This is a genomic window from Enhydrobacter sp., assembly GCA_025808875.1.
Classification (GTDB): domain Bacteria; phylum Pseudomonadota; class Alphaproteobacteria; order Reyranellales; family Reyranellaceae; genus Reyranella.
The window spans coordinates 3,504,496-3,519,921 of sequence record CP075528.1 but is presented as its reverse complement, the minus strand read 5'-3'; the positions used below and the strand labels follow the sequence as shown (position 1 = coordinate 3,519,921).

Here is a 15,426-nt window from a genome sequence, read left to right as displayed (position 1 = left end):
GGGCCGGGTCAGAGGGCGGAGCTTTCGGCGTCGGGTGACGGCGCGCCGGTGATCGCCGCCATCAGGTGGCAGAGCGCCACCAGCGCCTGCGCCAGCGCCGCCAGCGAGGCGAGCGCCGCCGCGGCGTACCACGCCGGCGCGACCGGCCACTGCAGCATGAAGGTCGTGCGGCCGCCCACGTCGGCGATGTTGACGACGAGCTGCCAGGCGACCGCGGCGATGAAGGCGAGCGCGACGAACTGGCCGAAGCTCTCGAGGCAGGCATGCCCGCGCCGCCCCAATGCCCGGCCGGCGAAACGCACCGTGATGTTGCTGCCGAGCGCGAAGCCCGCCGGGAAGCAGGCGACCACCGCGACGATCAGCGCGAGCGCCACGATGTCCTCGAGGCCGTGGATCGGCGCGTCGAACAGGAAGCGCAGCGCGACGTCGAGGCTGACGGCGAGCGAGATCACCAGCAGGGCCAGCACCGCCAGCCAGGCGAGACGGCGGCTGCCCTCGCGCACCCGTTCGAGCAGCCGCAGCAGTCGTCCGCTCATGTCGGGCTCACCTGGCGCGGAGCTTCTTCAGCTCCTCCTCGAGCGCGGCGAACAGCGCCTTGCCGTTGGCGTGCTCGTTCTTCCACTTCTCGACGATCGGCATCAGCGTCTTCTCCCACTCGGCGCGCTCCTTGGCGTCGAGCTCGATGATGGTGTTGCGGCCGGTGGCCTTGGCGTCGGCCAGCGACTTCGCGCCCACGATGTCGTAGTTCTTCGCGATGTTCTCGGCGATCCATTCACCGGTGATTCCGTCGATCGCCTTGCGCAGGTCGGGCGGCAGGCCCTCGTAGCGCTGCTTGTTCATGGCGATCATGACCGGCGTGACGCCGAGCGGCACCATGACGTGGTGAGTGGTCACCGGGGTGACGCGGAAGCTGTTCATCGACTCCCAGCCCAGCAGGGTGCCGTCGATCAGCCGGCGACTCAGCGACTCGGCGGTCTGGGTGACGGCGATGCTGCCGACGGGCGTCGCACCGAGTGCGGTGATGATCTCCGACTGGATCGAGGTCGCGGCGCGGATCTTCTTGCCCTTCAGGTCCGGCAGGGCGCTGTAGGGGAAGGCGAGCTGGAGGTTGTAGGCCGAGGTCGTCGCCAGCCCCAGCACCTTGACCTTGTCGTAGCCGCGCAGCAGGCCGCGCTCGAACAGGCGCTGGTGGGCGAGGGCGGCCTCGCGCGTGGTGCGGATGACGAGCGGCAGCTCGAGCAGCGAGTTGTCGGGGAACTCGCCCGGCGTGTAGCTCTGCACGATGAAGGAGATGTCGAGGACGCCGTCGAGCACGAGCTGGAGCTGCTGCGCCGGATTGCGGCCCAGCGTGCCGCCCGGGAAGAGCTGGATTTCCAGGCGCCCGCCGGACTCCTTCTTGACCCGCTCCGCCATCGGCACGAAGAGGTCGGTGTGGGTCATCGACTGCGGCGGCAGGAAGTGGCCGAGCTTCAGGCGCACGGTGTCCTGCGCCTGGGCGGCGGCGGAAAGGCCCAACGCGGCGGCCAGCAGCGTCGTGGCGAGCGGTTTGAAGTTCATGACGGTCCTCCTTGGTCGGTTACCGGCGCGCGGGCCGGCGGGTCGTGGCAGTGGCGGGGCGGCGGACGGCGCGCGGCCGGGCGCTGCGGTTGATCATCCGCAGCGCGCTCTCGAACAGCGACTGCAGCGGCAGGTCGGGCGGCAGGATGCCGGCGAGATGGAGCATGATGGCGCCGTGCGTGCTCGCCCACATGACATGGCTGAGCTCCACCGGGTCGCCCTCCAGCAGGCCGGCGTCGATCAACGCCGCGTTCTGGCGCACGATCACCTCGCGCGCGCGCGCGCGGTGCCGCGTCAGCTCGGGGTAGCTGGCCTCGTCGGATTGGCCGACGTCGTACATCAGCCGATAGAGGTCGGGCTCGTCGCAGGCGAAGCCGAGGAAGGTGCGGCCGACGGCGCGCGCGCGCGCGACCGGATCGGTCTCGGCGGCATAGGCCTCCTCCAGGAGGTCGGCGAAGCGCCGGAAGGCATCGGCTCGCACCGCCGCGACGATGTCCTGATGGTCGCGGAAGTAGCGGTAGGGCGTCATCGGCGAGCAGCCGAGCTCGGCTGCCAGCCGGCGCATGGTCACGCCCGGCAGGCCCTCGCGCGCGAACAGCCGCACCGCCGCCTTGCACAGGCGCGCCCGGAACTTGGCGATCTCGGCATCGCTCAGGCCTCGCGGCATCCTCCCCTTTCCCAGAGCTCTCGACGCGCCCTATTTTTTACAACGTAAATTATCCAGCCCTGGCGATCAAGCGACGAAAGGGAGGGTCGCCGCGCGCGCTAGTGAATGACGTCGGCGTGCATGGCGGCGATCAGCTTGGGATTGTCGCCGTAGTCGACCGGCACGCCGACGATGACCGGCCCCGGCATCGCCATCGCCTGGCGCAGGGCCGGCAGGACCTGGTCGGGCGATGCGATCGTGAGGCCGTGCGCGCCCATCGATTCGGCGAACTTCACCACGTCGACCGGCCCGAAGCGCACGCCCGATTCGCGGCCGTAGGCCGCCTTCTCCTGGATGGCGACCATGTCGTAGCCGCCGTCGATCCACACCAGGTGGACGAGGTTGCACTTCAGGCGCACCGCCGTCTCGAGCTCGACGGCGGAGAACAGGAAGCCGCCGTCGCCCGACACCGAGATCACCTTGGCCGACGGATCGGCGAGGCAGGCCGCCATGCCCCACGGCAGGCCGACGCCCAGCGTCTGCTGGCCGTTGCTGATCAGGATCTGGCGCGGCCGGTGCGCCAGCAGATGGCGCGCCATCCAGATGTGGAACGAGCCCATGTCGGAGCAGAGCGTGGCGCCCTCGTCGAGCAGCTCCTGCAGCGCATGCACGATCCGCAGCGGATGGACCGGCGTGCCGCCGTGCCTGGTGGCTTCGGCGGCGAGCGCGGCGAAGCCCGCGCGGATCTCGGCGAGGATGTCCTGCTGGGCGGCGCGCTCGCGCGGCGCCAGCGCGGCCGACAGCGCCAGCAGGGTGGCGGCGATGTCGCCGGTCAGCTCGATGTCGGGCCGGTAGTCGCGGTCGGTGTCGGCCGGGACGCAGTCGAGATGGATCAGCTTGCGGCCGGCGCCGGCATGGGCGTTCCACAGCGCCGGGTCGTACTCGACCGGGTCGAAGCCCACCGTGATCACCAGGTCGGCGGCGTCGAGCAGGCGGTCGGCCGGCTGGTTGTGGAACAGCCCGACCCGGCCGCCGAAGCAGTCGAGCCGCTCGCGCGGCACGATGCCGGCGGCCTGGTAGGTGCCGACGACGGCGATGCGGGTGCGCGACAGCAGCACGCGCATCGCCTCGGTGGCGCGCGGCCGGCTCGCCAGCATGCCGAGCACGATCACCGGCGCGCGCGCCGCGTCGATCATCCTTGCCGCGGCGGCGATCGCCGCGGCATCGGCGGCGCCCAGCCGGATCCGCGGCGCCGGCGCCAGCACCGGCCCGGCTGCGTCGGCCAGCATCACGTCCTTGGGCAGGCTGAGGAAGGCGCCGCCCGGCCGGCCGCTCTCGGCGGCGCGGAAGGCGTTGGCCAGCGCCTCGGAGATGGCGAGAGGCGAATCGATCTCGGCCGAGTATTTGGTCACCGGCCGCATCATCGCCACGGTGTCCATGCTCTGGTGCGTCTGCTTGAGCCGCACCGCGACCGGCACCGAGCCGCCCAGCGCCACCACCGGGTCGCCCTCGGTGCTGGCCGTCGCGAGCCCCGTCACGAGGTTGGAGCAGCCCGGGCCCGAGGTCACCAGCACGACGCCCGCCTTGCCGGTCAGCCGGCCCAGGCCGCCGGCGATGAAGGTGGCGTTCTGCTCGTGCCGGCACACCACGGTCCTGATCTTCGAATCGACCAGCGCATCGAACACCGGGTCGATCTTGGCGCCGGGGATGCCGAACACGTACTCGACGCCCTGCGCCTCGAGATGGCGCACCAGCAGCCGGGCGCCGTTCTGCGCGGCGCTCACGTGCGCTTCCCGCGCGCGGGTTTGCGCGTGCCCTTCTTCCGCGCGGGCTTCCGCGCCGCGGCGTCGAGCTCGTCGAACGCCTGCTTCATGGTCATCAGCGCATTGGTGGCGGCGGGAAAGCCGCAATAGGCGATCATCTGGGTGATGATCTCGGCCACCTCGGCGCGCGAGGCGCCGCTGCGCAGCGCCGCCTTGACGTGCAGCTTGAGCTCGGGCAGCGCGAAGCCCTGCACGGTGAGCGCCGCCACGGTGCACATCTCGCGCGTCTTGAGGTCGATCACCTGGCGCGGATAGAGCTCGCCGAACGGGAAGGTGACGTTGACCCAGGCGAACTCCGGCGCCAGCGCCTTGATGTTGCGGATGTAGGCGTCGGCCATCGGCCCGAGCTGCTTGCGGATCTGCGCCATGCCGCGCTGGTAGGCGGCGGAATGTTCGTCGTGCCGGGGATCGGTATCTGCCACGGGGCCTCCTGCTGTTTGCAGGAGTGTAGCCCGACTACCGGCTGCGGTTGGCTACGTATTTCCGAAGCGCGCTGTTGATTTCGGTCTGGTAGCCACGCCCCCGGCCGCGCGCCTTGAACCAGGCAACGATGTCGGAGTCCAACCGAATGGTCACGGGCTGTTTAATCGGTTTGTAGAGCTCGCCACGCCGTGCCAGTCGCCAGTTCTCCTCAGGCGCTTCTGGAATGTCCGTCGTGTCGATCTCATCGTCGGGCATGGCCGCCAGACGGGTGAGCTGCCTGCGCTCGGCGACGCTAAAGGGCCTCGTCTTCGTAGCGCCGCCGCTCGTGCGGCGTCGCCCTTCGTGCCCCGATGATCCTCGCAACTCCCGCTTCTTCGCCTTTCGGATAGACATGCACCACCACCAGCAAAGTAATTGACCTCACGACACCGATCGCGTGCCAGCATTGTTCACCATCGACCAGCCGATCCGGAAGGATGACGTGCAGCGGATCGTCCCACACCCGGGTCGCAAGCTCGAAGGAGACTCCGTGCTTTGCCAGGTTTGCCCGGGCCTTGGCCGGATCTCATTCGAACCGCATCTGCGTACCTATGAAATTGTATGTACATAAGAAGGCGGCACGCGCAAGCCGACACTTGTGGGCGGCCGATCTTGATGGGAGGGATGCAACGAAAGCGGAACCACTGCGTTGTCGGGAGCATCGAGCCGGAGGACATGCCATGGCCCGTCTCGGCCGCCCCTTCATTGTCACATGCGCTGCATCGTTCGGCCTCGCCGCCGCTGCGCCCGCTGGCGCCCAGCAGCTTGCCGCCCAGGACTTCCCGGCGGAGCTGCGCGGCCAGGTCGAGGACACGATGCGCCGCTCGGTGCTGGCGCCGCCGGTCTCGCCGCAGGCGACCTGCGGCACGGTGATCGTCGGCCAGCACGCCAACTGGTCGGCGCCCGCGCCGTGGAAGCGCGTCTTCTCGCACCATCCGTCGGAGTGGCCGTGGCTCCGGCAGTATCCCTCCGGCACGCAGCTCCGCCTTTGCCAGTACACCGAGCGCGTCGCCGGGCCGGGGCAGGACGTCGCCTACACGGTCGAGGTGGCGACGCTCAATCCGACGCCGGCGCGGCTGATGAGCTGGATGGCGAGCGCCTGCAAGACCGCGATCCAGGTCAGCGGCGCGTCGCCTGCCAGGTTCGACCAGTGCCTGCGCGGCCTCTTCTGGGGGCTGCCGACGCAGGCACCGGAAGACAAGAAAGCACGGCCCGGCATCCGCCAGGTCGCCGGCGGCAACTTCGTGGTGGCGGGCGCCGTGGTGCAGGAGCGGGCGCGCGGCGGCGTGGTCTGCTACCGCGACGGCGTCGCCGTGCTGCGCGAGCGGCCCGGCCTGCCGATGACCGGCTACTTCGCGCTCACCGAGGCCGACGACGGTGGGCCGGTGCGGGTGGCCAAGGACGGCGAGCTCGGCGAATGCTTCAAGATCGCCTCGCCCAAGGAATGGCCGGGCGGCTCGCCGGGTCAGGTCACCGCGACGACCCGCGACCAGCTCTGGGCAGCGCTGCCCAAGCTCGGCCGCTCCCCCGCCGATTTCGGCCTCACCGCACGCGCCGATATCGAGCCGTCGGAGACCTGGCGCCGCGTCGTGCGCGAGGCGCATCTTGCAGCGCTCAAGTCGGACCGCAACGTGCTGGTCGATGCCTGGGCGCTGGCGAACGCACAGGAGTTGTTAAGGTAGGGTAGTTATTCAATTACAGGATGCATAGGTTAGTGGTAGCCGATTTAGGACGCGATCAACTTCGAATTCTGTCTGAAAATGCTCAGCATTGTGTAGCACAGGCTGTATTACGGCGGTGCTTGTCAGCCACAACTTAAAGTTAGACGTCTCAACGCCGGGATGGCGACGAAGCAGGTTGTTGAGATCGTCACAGCCCAGTATGTCGTCGAGTGCTTTCACGAATGGATGAAGCAGTCGAAATATCCGGTCCTTGTTGTCCGGACTCAGCCCCGCCTCACACTCGCTCCACCATCGACCGGCAAGGTCACGCCGGTGATGAAGTTCGCCTCGTCCGACGCCAGGAACAGGGCGGCGTTGGCGACGTCCCAGCCGGTGCCCATCTTGTGGCGCAGCGGCACCTTGGAATCGCGATCGGCCTCGACCTCGGCGCGGGTCTTGCCCCATTCGCGGGCGCGGGTGTCGACGGCCATCGGCGTGTTCATCAGGCCGGGCAGGATCACGTTGGCGCGCACGCCGTGCTCGGCGTTCTGGTAGGCGAGCTGCTCGGTGAAGCTGACCATCGCCGCCTTGGTCGCCTTGTAGGCGACGTAGGGGTAGGTGGTGATCACCGCCATCGAGGAGATGTTGATGATGGCGCCGCTCTTCTGCCGGCGCATGATCGGCAGCACCTCCTTGCAGGCGAGGATGCAGCTCTTGAGGTTGATCGCCACGCAGCGGTCGAACGCCTCCTCGGTGATCTTGTCGAGCTCGGCGTCGCCGCCGGCGAGGCTGACGCCGACATTGTTGTGCAGCACGTCGATGCGGCCCCACTTGCCCATCGCCTCGGCGACCATGGCCTTGATGTCCTTGGCCTTGGTGACGTCGGCCTGGAAGGCGAGCGCGGTGCCCTGGTTCTTTTCGATCAGGTCGACGGTCTCCTGCGCGGACGCGAGCCGATTGTCGACGCACAGCACCCGGGCGCCTTCGCGCGCGAAGGTGAGCGCGGTGGCGCGGCCGTTGCCGATGCCTTCGCCCGGGCTCTGGCCCGCGCCGACGACGATGGCGACCTTGTCCTTGAGGCGCATGTTCTTCTCCCTCTTATTCCTCTCCCCTTGGCGGGGGAGAGGAGGCTTGAAGCTAAAGCGGATATTGCTGCAGCACTTCCTTGTAGTAGGGCTCGTTGTCGATCTTCATGGTCGCCAGCACGCGGACCACGGCGCAGTAGAAGGCGATGGTCAGCACCAGATCGGTCATGTGCTCGTTGGAGAGATGCTGCTTTATTTCCGCGAAGGTCGCGTCGGTCATGGCGAGATCGCGCGTCATCTCGCGCGCGCCCTTGAGGATCGCCTTGGCCAACGGCTCGAGCCTGGAGGGCTTGCCCGCGGTCTCGTCGAAGATGCCCTGGATGTCGTCGTCGGTGACGCCGAACTCCCGGCCGATCCTGACATGGTGGGTGAATTCGTACTCCGACTTCTCCAGCCAGCCGACCTGCAGGATGGCGAGCTCGCGCAGCCGGGGATCGAGCCTGCTCTTGAAGCGGATGAAGTTGCCGATGCCGTTGAACGCCCTGGCCATGTCCGGCGAATTGACCAGCAGCTTGTGCAGGTTGGTGTTGCGCTTCAGCATGTCGCGATACTCGGGCGCGACCTGGTCGGGCTCGAGATAGGGCAGGCGGGCCATTCTTTTGTTTCCTCCTTTTCCTCTTCTTCTTATTCCTCTCCCCCGCTAGGGGGAGAGGTTAGGAGAGGGGGCTTCGAAAGCTCTTGTAACCCCCTCTCCTCGCCTCTCCCCCTAGCGGGGGAGAGGAACATGAGAACTCAATGACCTTCACTATCCCGCTCCGGCCCCTGCAATGTCACGCCGCCGTCGACCACCAGGACCTGGCCGGTGATGTAGCGGGCGCGGTCGCTCAGCAGGAAGCGCACGGCATTGCCGATGTCCCAGCCGGTGCCCTCGATCTTGAGCACCGAGGCCTGGGCGCGGCGGGCGCGCGCCGTCTCGCTCATGGTCGTGTTGCCGCGCACCGCCACCATGGGCGTGTACATCGGCCCGGGGCAGATGCAGTTGACCCGGATGCGATCCTTGCCGTGATCGACCGCCATCGCCTGGGTGAGGCCGATCACGGCCGCCTTGGAGACGGTGTAGGTGGTGAGGCCGCGCGGCCGGAGCGCGGAGATCGAGGAGATGTTGACGATGGCGCCGCCACCCTCCGGTTTGTCGGGGGTGGTCTTGATCATCGCCGGAATGGCGTGCTTGCAGAGTAGGAACATCGTCTCGACGTTGACCTGCATGACGCGGCGGTATTCCTCGGGCTTCTCGTCGACGACCGAGCCGCGGCTGCCGATGCCGACATTGTTGTCGAGGAAATCGAGCCGGCCCCAGTGATCGACCGCGGCGTCGACCAGGTTGCGGCACTCCTTTTCCTTCGTGACGTCGGCGGCATGGGCGAGCGCGTGGCCGCCCTCGGCCTTGATCATCTCGGCGGTGCGCTCGGCCAGCTTCTTGTCGCGATCGGCCACCAGCACGCGGGTGCCGGCGCGCGCCAGCAGGATCGCCGCGGCGCGGCCGTTGCCGATGCCGTCGCCCGCCGCGCCGCCGCCCGACACGATGGCGACCTTGCCCTCGAGGCCTTCGTCGTCCTCCTTCATTTGAGCACGTCCCATTCGATCTTGAACGCGTTGCCCTCGGGTTTGATGTAGCCCGCATTGGCGCCGGGGAAGTGGGCGGGGCAGAGGAGCGCATTGCTCTCGACGCAATCCTCGAGGAGCTTGCGGCGCGACCTGGCCGACATCTCCTGGTCCCAGCAGAACTGGCTCGACCAGTCGGGATGATAGACCTGGATCGGGTGGTGCATGATGTCGCCCGAGAAGCAGGCCTGCCGGCCGCCATCCTTGAGGTTGATGGCGATCGAGCCCGGCGTGTGGCCGGGATAGTCCACGATGGTGAGCAGCGGGTCGGGCTGGTGGTCGCTCTCGATCATCACCGCGCGGCCGGCCTCGACGACGGGCAGCACCGAATCGTCGAACGAGCCGCCGTTGACCTCGGCGCCGACCGTCTTGCGCTCCTTCTCCCAGTGCGCGTACTCGCGCTTGGCGAAGAGATACTTCGCGTTGGGGAAGGTCGGCACCCAGCGGCCGTTGTCCAGCCTGGTGTTCCAGCCGACATGGTCGACGTGCAAATGCGTGCACATCACGAAGTCGACCGATTCGGCGGGGCAGCCGCAGGCCTTCAGGCGCTCGAGGAACGGCGTGTCGAGGTTGTTCCAGCCGGGATTGTGGCGCTGCTTGTGGTTGCCGAGGCAGGTGTCGATCAGGATGGTGTGGCGGCCGGTCTTGACCACCCAGGTATGCACGCTGCCGACCAGTCGGTCGGAGCCGGCCTCGATGTGGTCGGGCAGCATCCAGCCCTTCTGGGCGTCGAAGGCCTCCTTGTCGAACTTCGGGAACATGCGGTTGGGCTTGAAGCCCGGGCCGCAGATCTCCTCGACCTTCTCGATGGTGGCGTTGCCGATCTTTCTCATCAGAAGGTCACCACGCTGCGAATGGATTTGCCCTCGTGCATCAGATCGAAGGCGTCGTTGATCTTCTCGACCGGCATGACGTGGGTGATCAGCGAATCGATGTCGATCTTCTTGTCCATGTACCAGTCGACGATCTTGGGGACATCGCGCCGGCCCTTGGCGCCGCCGAACGCGGTGCCCATCCAGACCCTGCCGGTGACGAGCTGGAAGGGGCGGGTGGCGATCTCCTGGCCGGCCCCGGCGACGCCGATGATCACCGACTTGCCCCAGCCGCGATGGCAGCACTCCAGCGCCTGGCGCATCAGCCTGGTGTTGCCGACGCACTCGAAGGAATAGTCGGCGCCGCCGTCGGTCAGTTCGACGAGATGGGCGACCAGGTCCTTGTCCCCGAGCGTCTCGGGATTGACGAAGTCGGTCATGCCGAACTTGCGTCCCAGCGCCTCGCGCGCGGGGTTGAGGTCGACGCCGACGATCCTGCTGGCGCCGACCATGCGCGCGCCCTGCACGACGTTGAGCCCGATGCCGCCCAGGCCGAACACCACGACGTTGGCGCCGGCCTCGACCTTGGCGGTGTTGATGACGGCGCCGATGCCCGTCGTCACGCCGCAGCCGATGTAGCAGACCTTGTCGAACGGCGCGTCGGGGCGGATCTTGGCCAGCGCGATCTCGGGCAGCACCGTGTGGTTGGCGAAGGTCGAGCAGCCCATGTAATGGTGGATCTTCTTGCCCTTCAGCGAAAAGCGCGAGGTGCCGTCGGGCATCACGCCCTGGCCCTGCGTGCCGCGGATCGCGGTGCAGAGATTGGTCTTGCCGCTCAAGCAGCTTTTGCAGGCACGGCATTCGGGCGTGTAGAGCGGGATCACGTGATCGCCCTTCTCGAGCGAGATCACGCCCGGCCCGACATCGACGACGACGCCCGCGCCTTCGTGGCCGAAGATCACCGGAAAGAGCCCCTCGGGATCGCCGCCGGAGCGGGTGAACTCGTCGGTGTGGCAGACGCCCGACGCCTTGATCTCGACCAGCACCTCGCCGAACTTCGGTCCCTCGAGGTCGACCATCTCGATCTCGAGGCTCTTGCCGGCCTCGAAACACACCGCTGCCTTGGTCTTCACGCGCCGCTCCCGTCTGTGGGCGGCAAGCCTAGAGCAGGGGCGAGGAGTACGCTACCGGCGTCGTTGCGCGAAGCGGAAGTCCCTTGTCGTCCTGAGCGAAGCGAAGGACCTAACGGAACGATCACCGAGTCTGCCGCCAGCGTGAGATCCTTCGCTGCGCTCAGGATGACAGAGAAGTTAGGCGACCTGGCGCTTTGCCTCCCGATATTGCGCGATCAGCCGGCGGCAAAGCTCTGATGCGGGCGGGATGTCGGCGATATTCCCGACGCCGTGGCCCGCCGTGTAGATGTCCTTCCAGCGCTTCTTGTTGTCGTGCGCGCTCACCACCTTGCCGGGCAAGGTGGTGCGCAGCACGTCGAGGTCGATGCCGGCGGCAATGAGGCTCGGCGTCAGCCAGTTGGCCGGCGCGCCGTCGATCGAGGCCGACAGGAAGACGTCGGTGGCGCGCGTGTCGAGAATCATCTGCTTGTGCGCGTCGGCGGCCATGGCCTCGCGCGTGGCGATGAAGCGCGTGCCGATGTAGGCGAGATCGGCGCCCATGGTCTCGGCCGCCAGCACGTCGCGGCCGGTGGTGAGGCCACCCGCCAGCACGATGGCGAAATCCCCGCCGAGCTGGCGCACCTCGTTCATCAGCGCGAAGGGATTGATCGTGCCGGTGTGGCCGCCGGCGCCGCCCGCCACGGCGATCACGCCGTCGACGCCAGCCTCCAGCGCCTTTTCGGCGTGGCGGCGGTTGGCGATGTCGTGCAGCGCGACCGCGCCCCAGCCGTGGATGCGCTTGATGGCATCGCCCGGCGCGCCCTTCGACGTCAGCACCACCGGCACCTTGTACTTCTCGACCAGTTCGAGATCGCCCGGATAGCGCGGGTTGGAGGCGTGCACGACCAGGTTCACTGCCCACGGCGCGGGCTTGCGGCCTTCGTCCTCCAGCCGCTCGATGCCTTCGACCATCTGGTCGAGCCACGCCTGGAACTCCTCGCGGCTGCGCGTGCCATGCGCCGGGAAGCTGCCCATGACGCCCTCGGCACAGCAGGCGAGCGTCAGCGCGGGATTGGACACCAGGAACATCGGCGCGGCGATGATGGGGGCGGCCATGCGGTCGATCAGCCGGCGGACTTCGGCACGCGCCATCAGACCTCTCCGATCGCCGGCACGGTCGCTGTGACGCCGGCCTCCTTCAGTCTCGCCAGCTCGCCATCGCCGTAGCCCAGCAGCTCGCGCAGCACTTCGTCGGTGTGCTGGCCGAGATCCGGTGCCGGCCGCTCGATGGCGATGCCTCTTCCGTCGAGCCGGTACGGCAGACCCTTGACCAGGGTGCCGCTGGCGTCGCGCGCCAGGGTGACGCCGGCGAGTGTCGCATCGCGCAGCAGGTCGGCGCCGTCGTGGCACAACGCGGCGGCGATGCCTCGTGCGCACAAAGTCGCAACGGCATCGGCGCTGCTTCGGCTGGCACAGAACGATTCGAGTGCCGGATCGGCGGCGTCGAGCGTGACGGCGATCCAACGTTCGTCGGCGCAACGATAGGCGTCCTGCTGCGCGATGCCGTCCTCGTGGTTGTCGCGCGGCACCTGCGGGCGCAAAGCGTCGACCGACGCCGCCAGGATCTCCTCGCCCAAGGTGAACGAGGCGACTTCGCGCTGGGAGAAATCGAGGAAGGCCCCCTTGCCGCTGCGGCGCGCCTCCATGACCGCCGTGATCACCATCCCTGTGGCGAACAGCGACACGATCTGGTCGGGATAGTTCACGTCCATGCCGGAGATGCGCGGCTCCTCCCCGTGGTAGCCGGTGAGCGCGGCGATGCCCGAGGTGGCGTCAAGCGTGCTGCCAAACGACACGTTCATGCGCTCCGGGCCTGTGTCGCCCTGGCTCGAGATGGCGGCGAAGACCAGGCGCGGGTTGACGGCGGAGAGGTCGCGCCAGCCGAGGCCGGCGCGGTCGAGCACGCCGCGGCGGAAATTCTCGACCACGACGTCGCAGTGCGCGGCGAGCTCGCGCACCACGCGCTGGCCCTCGGCGTGCTTGAGGTTGAGCGCCAGGCCGCGCTTGTTGCGGTTGGTGAAGCGGAACTGCGGCGAGCGGTTCCACCAGCCGTCGCCGTCATCCATCCTGCCGACGACGCGGAAGGGATCGAGATAGGCGCCCGATTCGATCTTCAGCACCTCGGCGCCGAGATCGGCCAGCATGGCCGAGGTGTTGGCGCCGGCGGTCAGCAGGCCGAAATCGAGCACGCGCACGCCGGCGAGCGGCCGCGCGCTCATGCCGCCACCTTCTTTTCGGCAGCGAGCTCCGGCGCCGGACGCGGCGCGAACGAGCGGCCGTTCCATTGCACGGGAAGCTGCGGCAGGCGGAGTGCGCCCAGCGTCGGGTGCGCCATCTCGGCGAGGAAGCCGCGCGCGACGTACTGCTCGGTTTCGAGCAGCTCGCGCGGCGTGAAGACCGGACCGAACGGCACGCCCCTGGCCTGCGCCGCCGCCTGGATCTCGGCGCGCGTCCTGTCGGCAAACCACGGCCGCAGGATGGCGTACATCTCCCCCACGTGCTTTCGGCGGCCGGCGCGGGTGGCGAACTTCTCGTCCTTCAGCCGGATGTCGCCGATCAGGTCGCGCGTCGCGGGCCATTGCGTGACGGTGTAGACGACGGCGACGTGGCCGTCGCGGCACGGCACGACCTGGAACTCCGACTGCTTTCCTTCGCGGCCCGGCGAGACACCGGTCGCTTCGGCGCCGGACGCCGCCTTCCAGTTGACCCACTGCATGACCTCGGCGAGCGACACGCGCACCGTCGGCGCCGCGCGCCCGGCGTCGCGCGCGGCGAGCGCGGCGGCCAGCCCGGTGAAGGCGGTGAGGCCCGCGGCATAGGAGGCCTGGTGGCCGGCGAGCTTGAGCGGCTTGCGCTCGGGCTCGCCCACCATGTGCAGCATGCCGCTCAGCGCCGTCAGCGTGAGGGCGCTGAACGGGACCGATGCGTCCATGCCGGCGGGAAAGGCGGCGATCTCGATCGGCGTCGCCTTGCCGGCGCGGATCGACGCGGCGAGCGACGCCGGCTCCTCGAACAGGCAGGCATCGGCGGTGTCCAGGAGGCGCGCCAGCGCCGCACGGCCGGCGTCGCTCGCCAGATCGAGCGCCAGCGAGCGCTTGGAGGTGTTGAGGAACTGGTAGAGCGCGCTTTCGCCTTGCGGCAGGAACGGCGGCGCGCGGCGCACCGGATCCCCGTCGGGTGGTTCGATCTTGAGCACCGCGGCGCCGAGATCGGCGGCGATCTTGCCGGCGAGCGACGTGGCGAGTCGCAGGCAGAGTGGCACGCCAGCGTCGTCGATCTCGAGAACCGTGAAGCGCGCCAGCGGCAGTGCGGAATTTTCGTTCATCGACTTTCACTCGTCACGCCGCATGTTGGCGCGTGCTAGTGTCGCGTGTCTACGGAGGAGTCATGGCACAGACCGGCAATCACAAGGGCCTGCAGTTCGGCATCTTTCTCGCGCCCTTCCATCGCGTCGGCGAGAACCCGACTCTCGGCATGGCGCGCGACATGGAGCTGATCGAGTGGATCGACGAGTTGGGCTACGACGAGGCTTGGATCGGCGAGCACCATTCCGCCGGCTGGGAGACCATCGCCTCGCCGGAGGTGTTCATCGGCGCCGCGATCGAACGCACGCGCTACATCAGGCTCGGCTCGGGCGTGACCAGCCTGCCCTACCACCACCCGCTGATGGTGGCGAACCGCTTCGTGCAGCTCGACCACATGTCGCGCGGCCGCACCATGCTGGGCTGCGGCCCGGGCGCGCTGCCGAGCGACGCCTACATGATGGGTATCGAGCCCTCCACCCAGCGCCGGCGCATGGAGGAATCGCTCGAGGCCATCATGCGGCTGCTCGAATGCAAGGAGCCGGTCACCATGAAGACCGACTGGTTCGAACTCAGGGAGGCGCGGCTGCACCTCGCGCCCTATTCCCATCCGCATTTCCCGATCGCCTGCGCCAGCACCATCACGCCATCGGGCATGATCGCGGCCGGCAAGCACGGCGTCGGCGTGCTGTCGATCGGCGCCGGCCTGCCGGGCGGGCCCGAGGCGATGGCCAAGCAGTGGGCGATCTACGAGGAGACGGCGGCCAAGCACGGCAAGACGGCCGACCGCACGAAATGGCGCATCGTCGTCAACGCCCACCTCGCGGAGGACGACGAGCAGGCGTTGCGCGAGGTCCATGTCGGCGAGCGGCACGAGACCGTGACTTATTTCGAGGACACGCTCGGCCGTCCGCCCGGCCGCTCCGACGATCCGTTGCGCGAGGGCGTCGCCATGGGCACGACCCTGGTCGGCACGCCCGACACGGTGGCCAGGGGCATCGAGCGTCTGCTCGGCTATTCCAACGGCGGCTTCGGCGGCATCCTGTTCCGCGCCCACGAATGGGCGAGCCGCGAGAGCACGCTGAGATCCTACGAGCTGTTCGCGCGCTACGTGATGCCGCGCTTCCAGGGCTCGCTCGACACCGTCGTCGGCTCGAACGAATGGGCCAGGGAGAACCGCAGGGGCATCTTCGGCCCCAACGTCGAAGCCGTGAAGAAGGCCTTCACCGACGCCGGCCGCGCCGTGCCCGACGAATTCCGGGCACGCACGCCGGGCGCGCGCGACGTGGCGGGGGACTGACTAA

17 protein-coding genes are annotated in these 15,426 nt (G+C 68.4%); 2 read left to right on the top strand and 15 right to left on the bottom strand.

Going from position 1 to position 15,426, the window contains the following annotated elements; genetic code table 11:
• Positions 1-8: 8 nt before the first annotated feature.
• The 7 genes from KIT25_17520 to KIT25_17490 form a co-directional block, all read right to left on the bottom strand.
• The gene (locus KIT25_17520) at positions 9-536 is read right to left on the bottom strand and encodes a TRAP transporter small permease (protein UYN93838.1); all 528 of its coding nucleotides are present in this window, start codon (positions 534-536) and stop codon (positions 9-11) included.
• Between the two features lie 7 nt (positions 537-543).
• Complete coding sequence (locus tag KIT25_17515) at positions 544-1,557, bottom strand: TRAP transporter substrate-binding protein (GenBank protein ID UYN93837.1); 1,014 nt, start codon at positions 1,555-1,557, stop codon at positions 544-546.
• 19 nt (positions 1,558-1,576) lie between these two features.
• Positions 1,577-2,224, bottom strand: coding sequence for a TetR/AcrR family transcriptional regulator (locus KIT25_17510; protein UYN93836.1), 648 nt, complete (start codon positions 2,222-2,224; stop codon positions 1,577-1,579).
• Between the two features lie 98 nt (positions 2,225-2,322).
• The gene (gene alsS / locus KIT25_17505; protein ID UYN93835.1) at positions 2,323-3,987 is read right to left on the bottom strand and encodes an acetolactate synthase AlsS; all 1,665 of its coding nucleotides are present in this window, start codon (positions 3,985-3,987) and stop codon (positions 2,323-2,325) included.
• Positions 3,984-4,448: a carboxymuconolactone decarboxylase family protein gene (locus KIT25_17500; protein UYN93834.1), complete on the bottom strand. Its 465-nt coding sequence runs from the start codon at positions 4,446-4,448 to the stop codon at positions 3,984-3,986. The genes alsS and KIT25_17500 overlap by 4 nt, the downstream gene beginning before the upstream one ends.
• A gap of 34 nt (positions 4,449-4,482) precedes the next feature.
• The gene (locus KIT25_17495) at positions 4,483-4,842 is read right to left on the bottom strand and encodes a BrnA antitoxin family protein (GenBank protein UYN93833.1); all 360 of its coding nucleotides are present in this window, start codon (positions 4,840-4,842) and stop codon (positions 4,483-4,485) included.
• Entirely contained in the window at positions 4,742-4,990 is a 249-nt protein-coding gene (locus KIT25_17490) for a BrnT family toxin (protein UYN97971.1), read from the bottom strand. Before KIT25_17490 ends, KIT25_17495 begins: the two co-directional genes overlap by 101 nt.
• A 178-nt stretch (positions 4,991-5,168) precedes the next feature.
• Here KIT25_17490 and KIT25_17485 point away from each other — a divergent pair, with 178 nt between their 5' ends.
• Positions 5,169-6,170, top strand: coding sequence for a hypothetical protein (locus KIT25_17485; GenBank protein UYN93832.1), 1,002 nt, complete (start codon positions 5,169-5,171; stop codon positions 6,168-6,170).
• A 263-nt stretch (positions 6,171-6,433) separates the two neighbouring features.
• On the opposite strand, the gene KIT25_17480 is transcribed toward KIT25_17485, so the two are convergent.
• The 8 genes from KIT25_17480 to KIT25_17445 form a co-directional block, all read right to left on the bottom strand.
• On the bottom strand, positions 6,434-7,234 hold the full coding sequence (locus KIT25_17480; protein UYN93831.1) for an SDR family oxidoreductase: 801 nt from the start codon (positions 7,232-7,234) through the stop codon (positions 6,434-6,436).
• Between the two features lie 52 nt (positions 7,235-7,286).
• A complete protein-coding gene (locus KIT25_17475) occupies positions 7,287-7,829 on the bottom strand; it encodes a carboxymuconolactone decarboxylase family protein (GenBank protein ID UYN93830.1) in 543 nt (180 codons plus the stop codon).
• Positions 7,830-7,966: 137 nt separating this feature from the next.
• Positions 7,967-8,797, bottom strand: a complete 831-nt coding sequence (locus KIT25_17470; GenBank protein UYN93829.1) for an SDR family oxidoreductase — start codon at positions 8,795-8,797, stop codon at positions 7,967-7,969.
• On the bottom strand, positions 8,794-9,669 hold the full coding sequence (locus tag KIT25_17465; GenBank protein UYN93828.1) for an MBL fold metallo-hydrolase: 876 nt from the start codon (positions 9,667-9,669) through the stop codon (positions 8,794-8,796). Before KIT25_17465 ends, KIT25_17470 begins: the two co-directional genes overlap by 4 nt.
• Positions 9,669-10,781 carry an S-(hydroxymethyl)glutathione dehydrogenase/class III alcohol dehydrogenase gene (locus KIT25_17460; GenBank protein ID UYN93827.1) on the bottom strand — a complete coding sequence of 371 codons (1,113 nt, stop codon included), beginning with the start codon at positions 10,779-10,781 and terminating at the stop codon, positions 9,669-9,671. The genes KIT25_17465 and KIT25_17460 overlap by 1 nt, the downstream gene beginning before the upstream one ends.
• A 177-nt stretch (positions 10,782-10,958) precedes the next feature.
• Positions 10,959-11,912 (bottom strand): nitronate monooxygenase, encoded by a 954-nt coding sequence (locus KIT25_17455; protein ID UYN93826.1) that lies wholly within the window; start codon positions 11,910-11,912, stop codon positions 10,959-10,961.
• A complete protein-coding gene (locus KIT25_17450) occupies positions 11,912-13,039 on the bottom strand; it encodes a CoA transferase (protein ID UYN93825.1) in 1,128 nt (375 codons plus the stop codon). The genes KIT25_17455 and KIT25_17450 overlap by 1 nt, the downstream gene beginning before the upstream one ends.
• Positions 13,036-14,145: a CoA transferase gene (locus tag KIT25_17445; protein ID UYN93824.1), complete on the bottom strand. Its 1,110-nt coding sequence runs from the start codon at positions 14,143-14,145 to the stop codon at positions 13,036-13,038. The genes KIT25_17450 and KIT25_17445 overlap by 4 nt, the downstream gene beginning before the upstream one ends.
• Positions 14,146-14,207: 62 nt before the next feature.
• On the opposite strand from KIT25_17445, the gene KIT25_17440 reads away from it, so the two are divergent.
• On the top strand, positions 14,208-15,422 hold the full coding sequence (locus KIT25_17440) for an LLM class flavin-dependent oxidoreductase (protein UYN93823.1): 1,215 nt from the start codon (positions 14,208-14,210) through the stop codon (positions 15,420-15,422).
• The last annotated feature ends 4 nt before the right edge of the window (positions 15,423-15,426 follow it).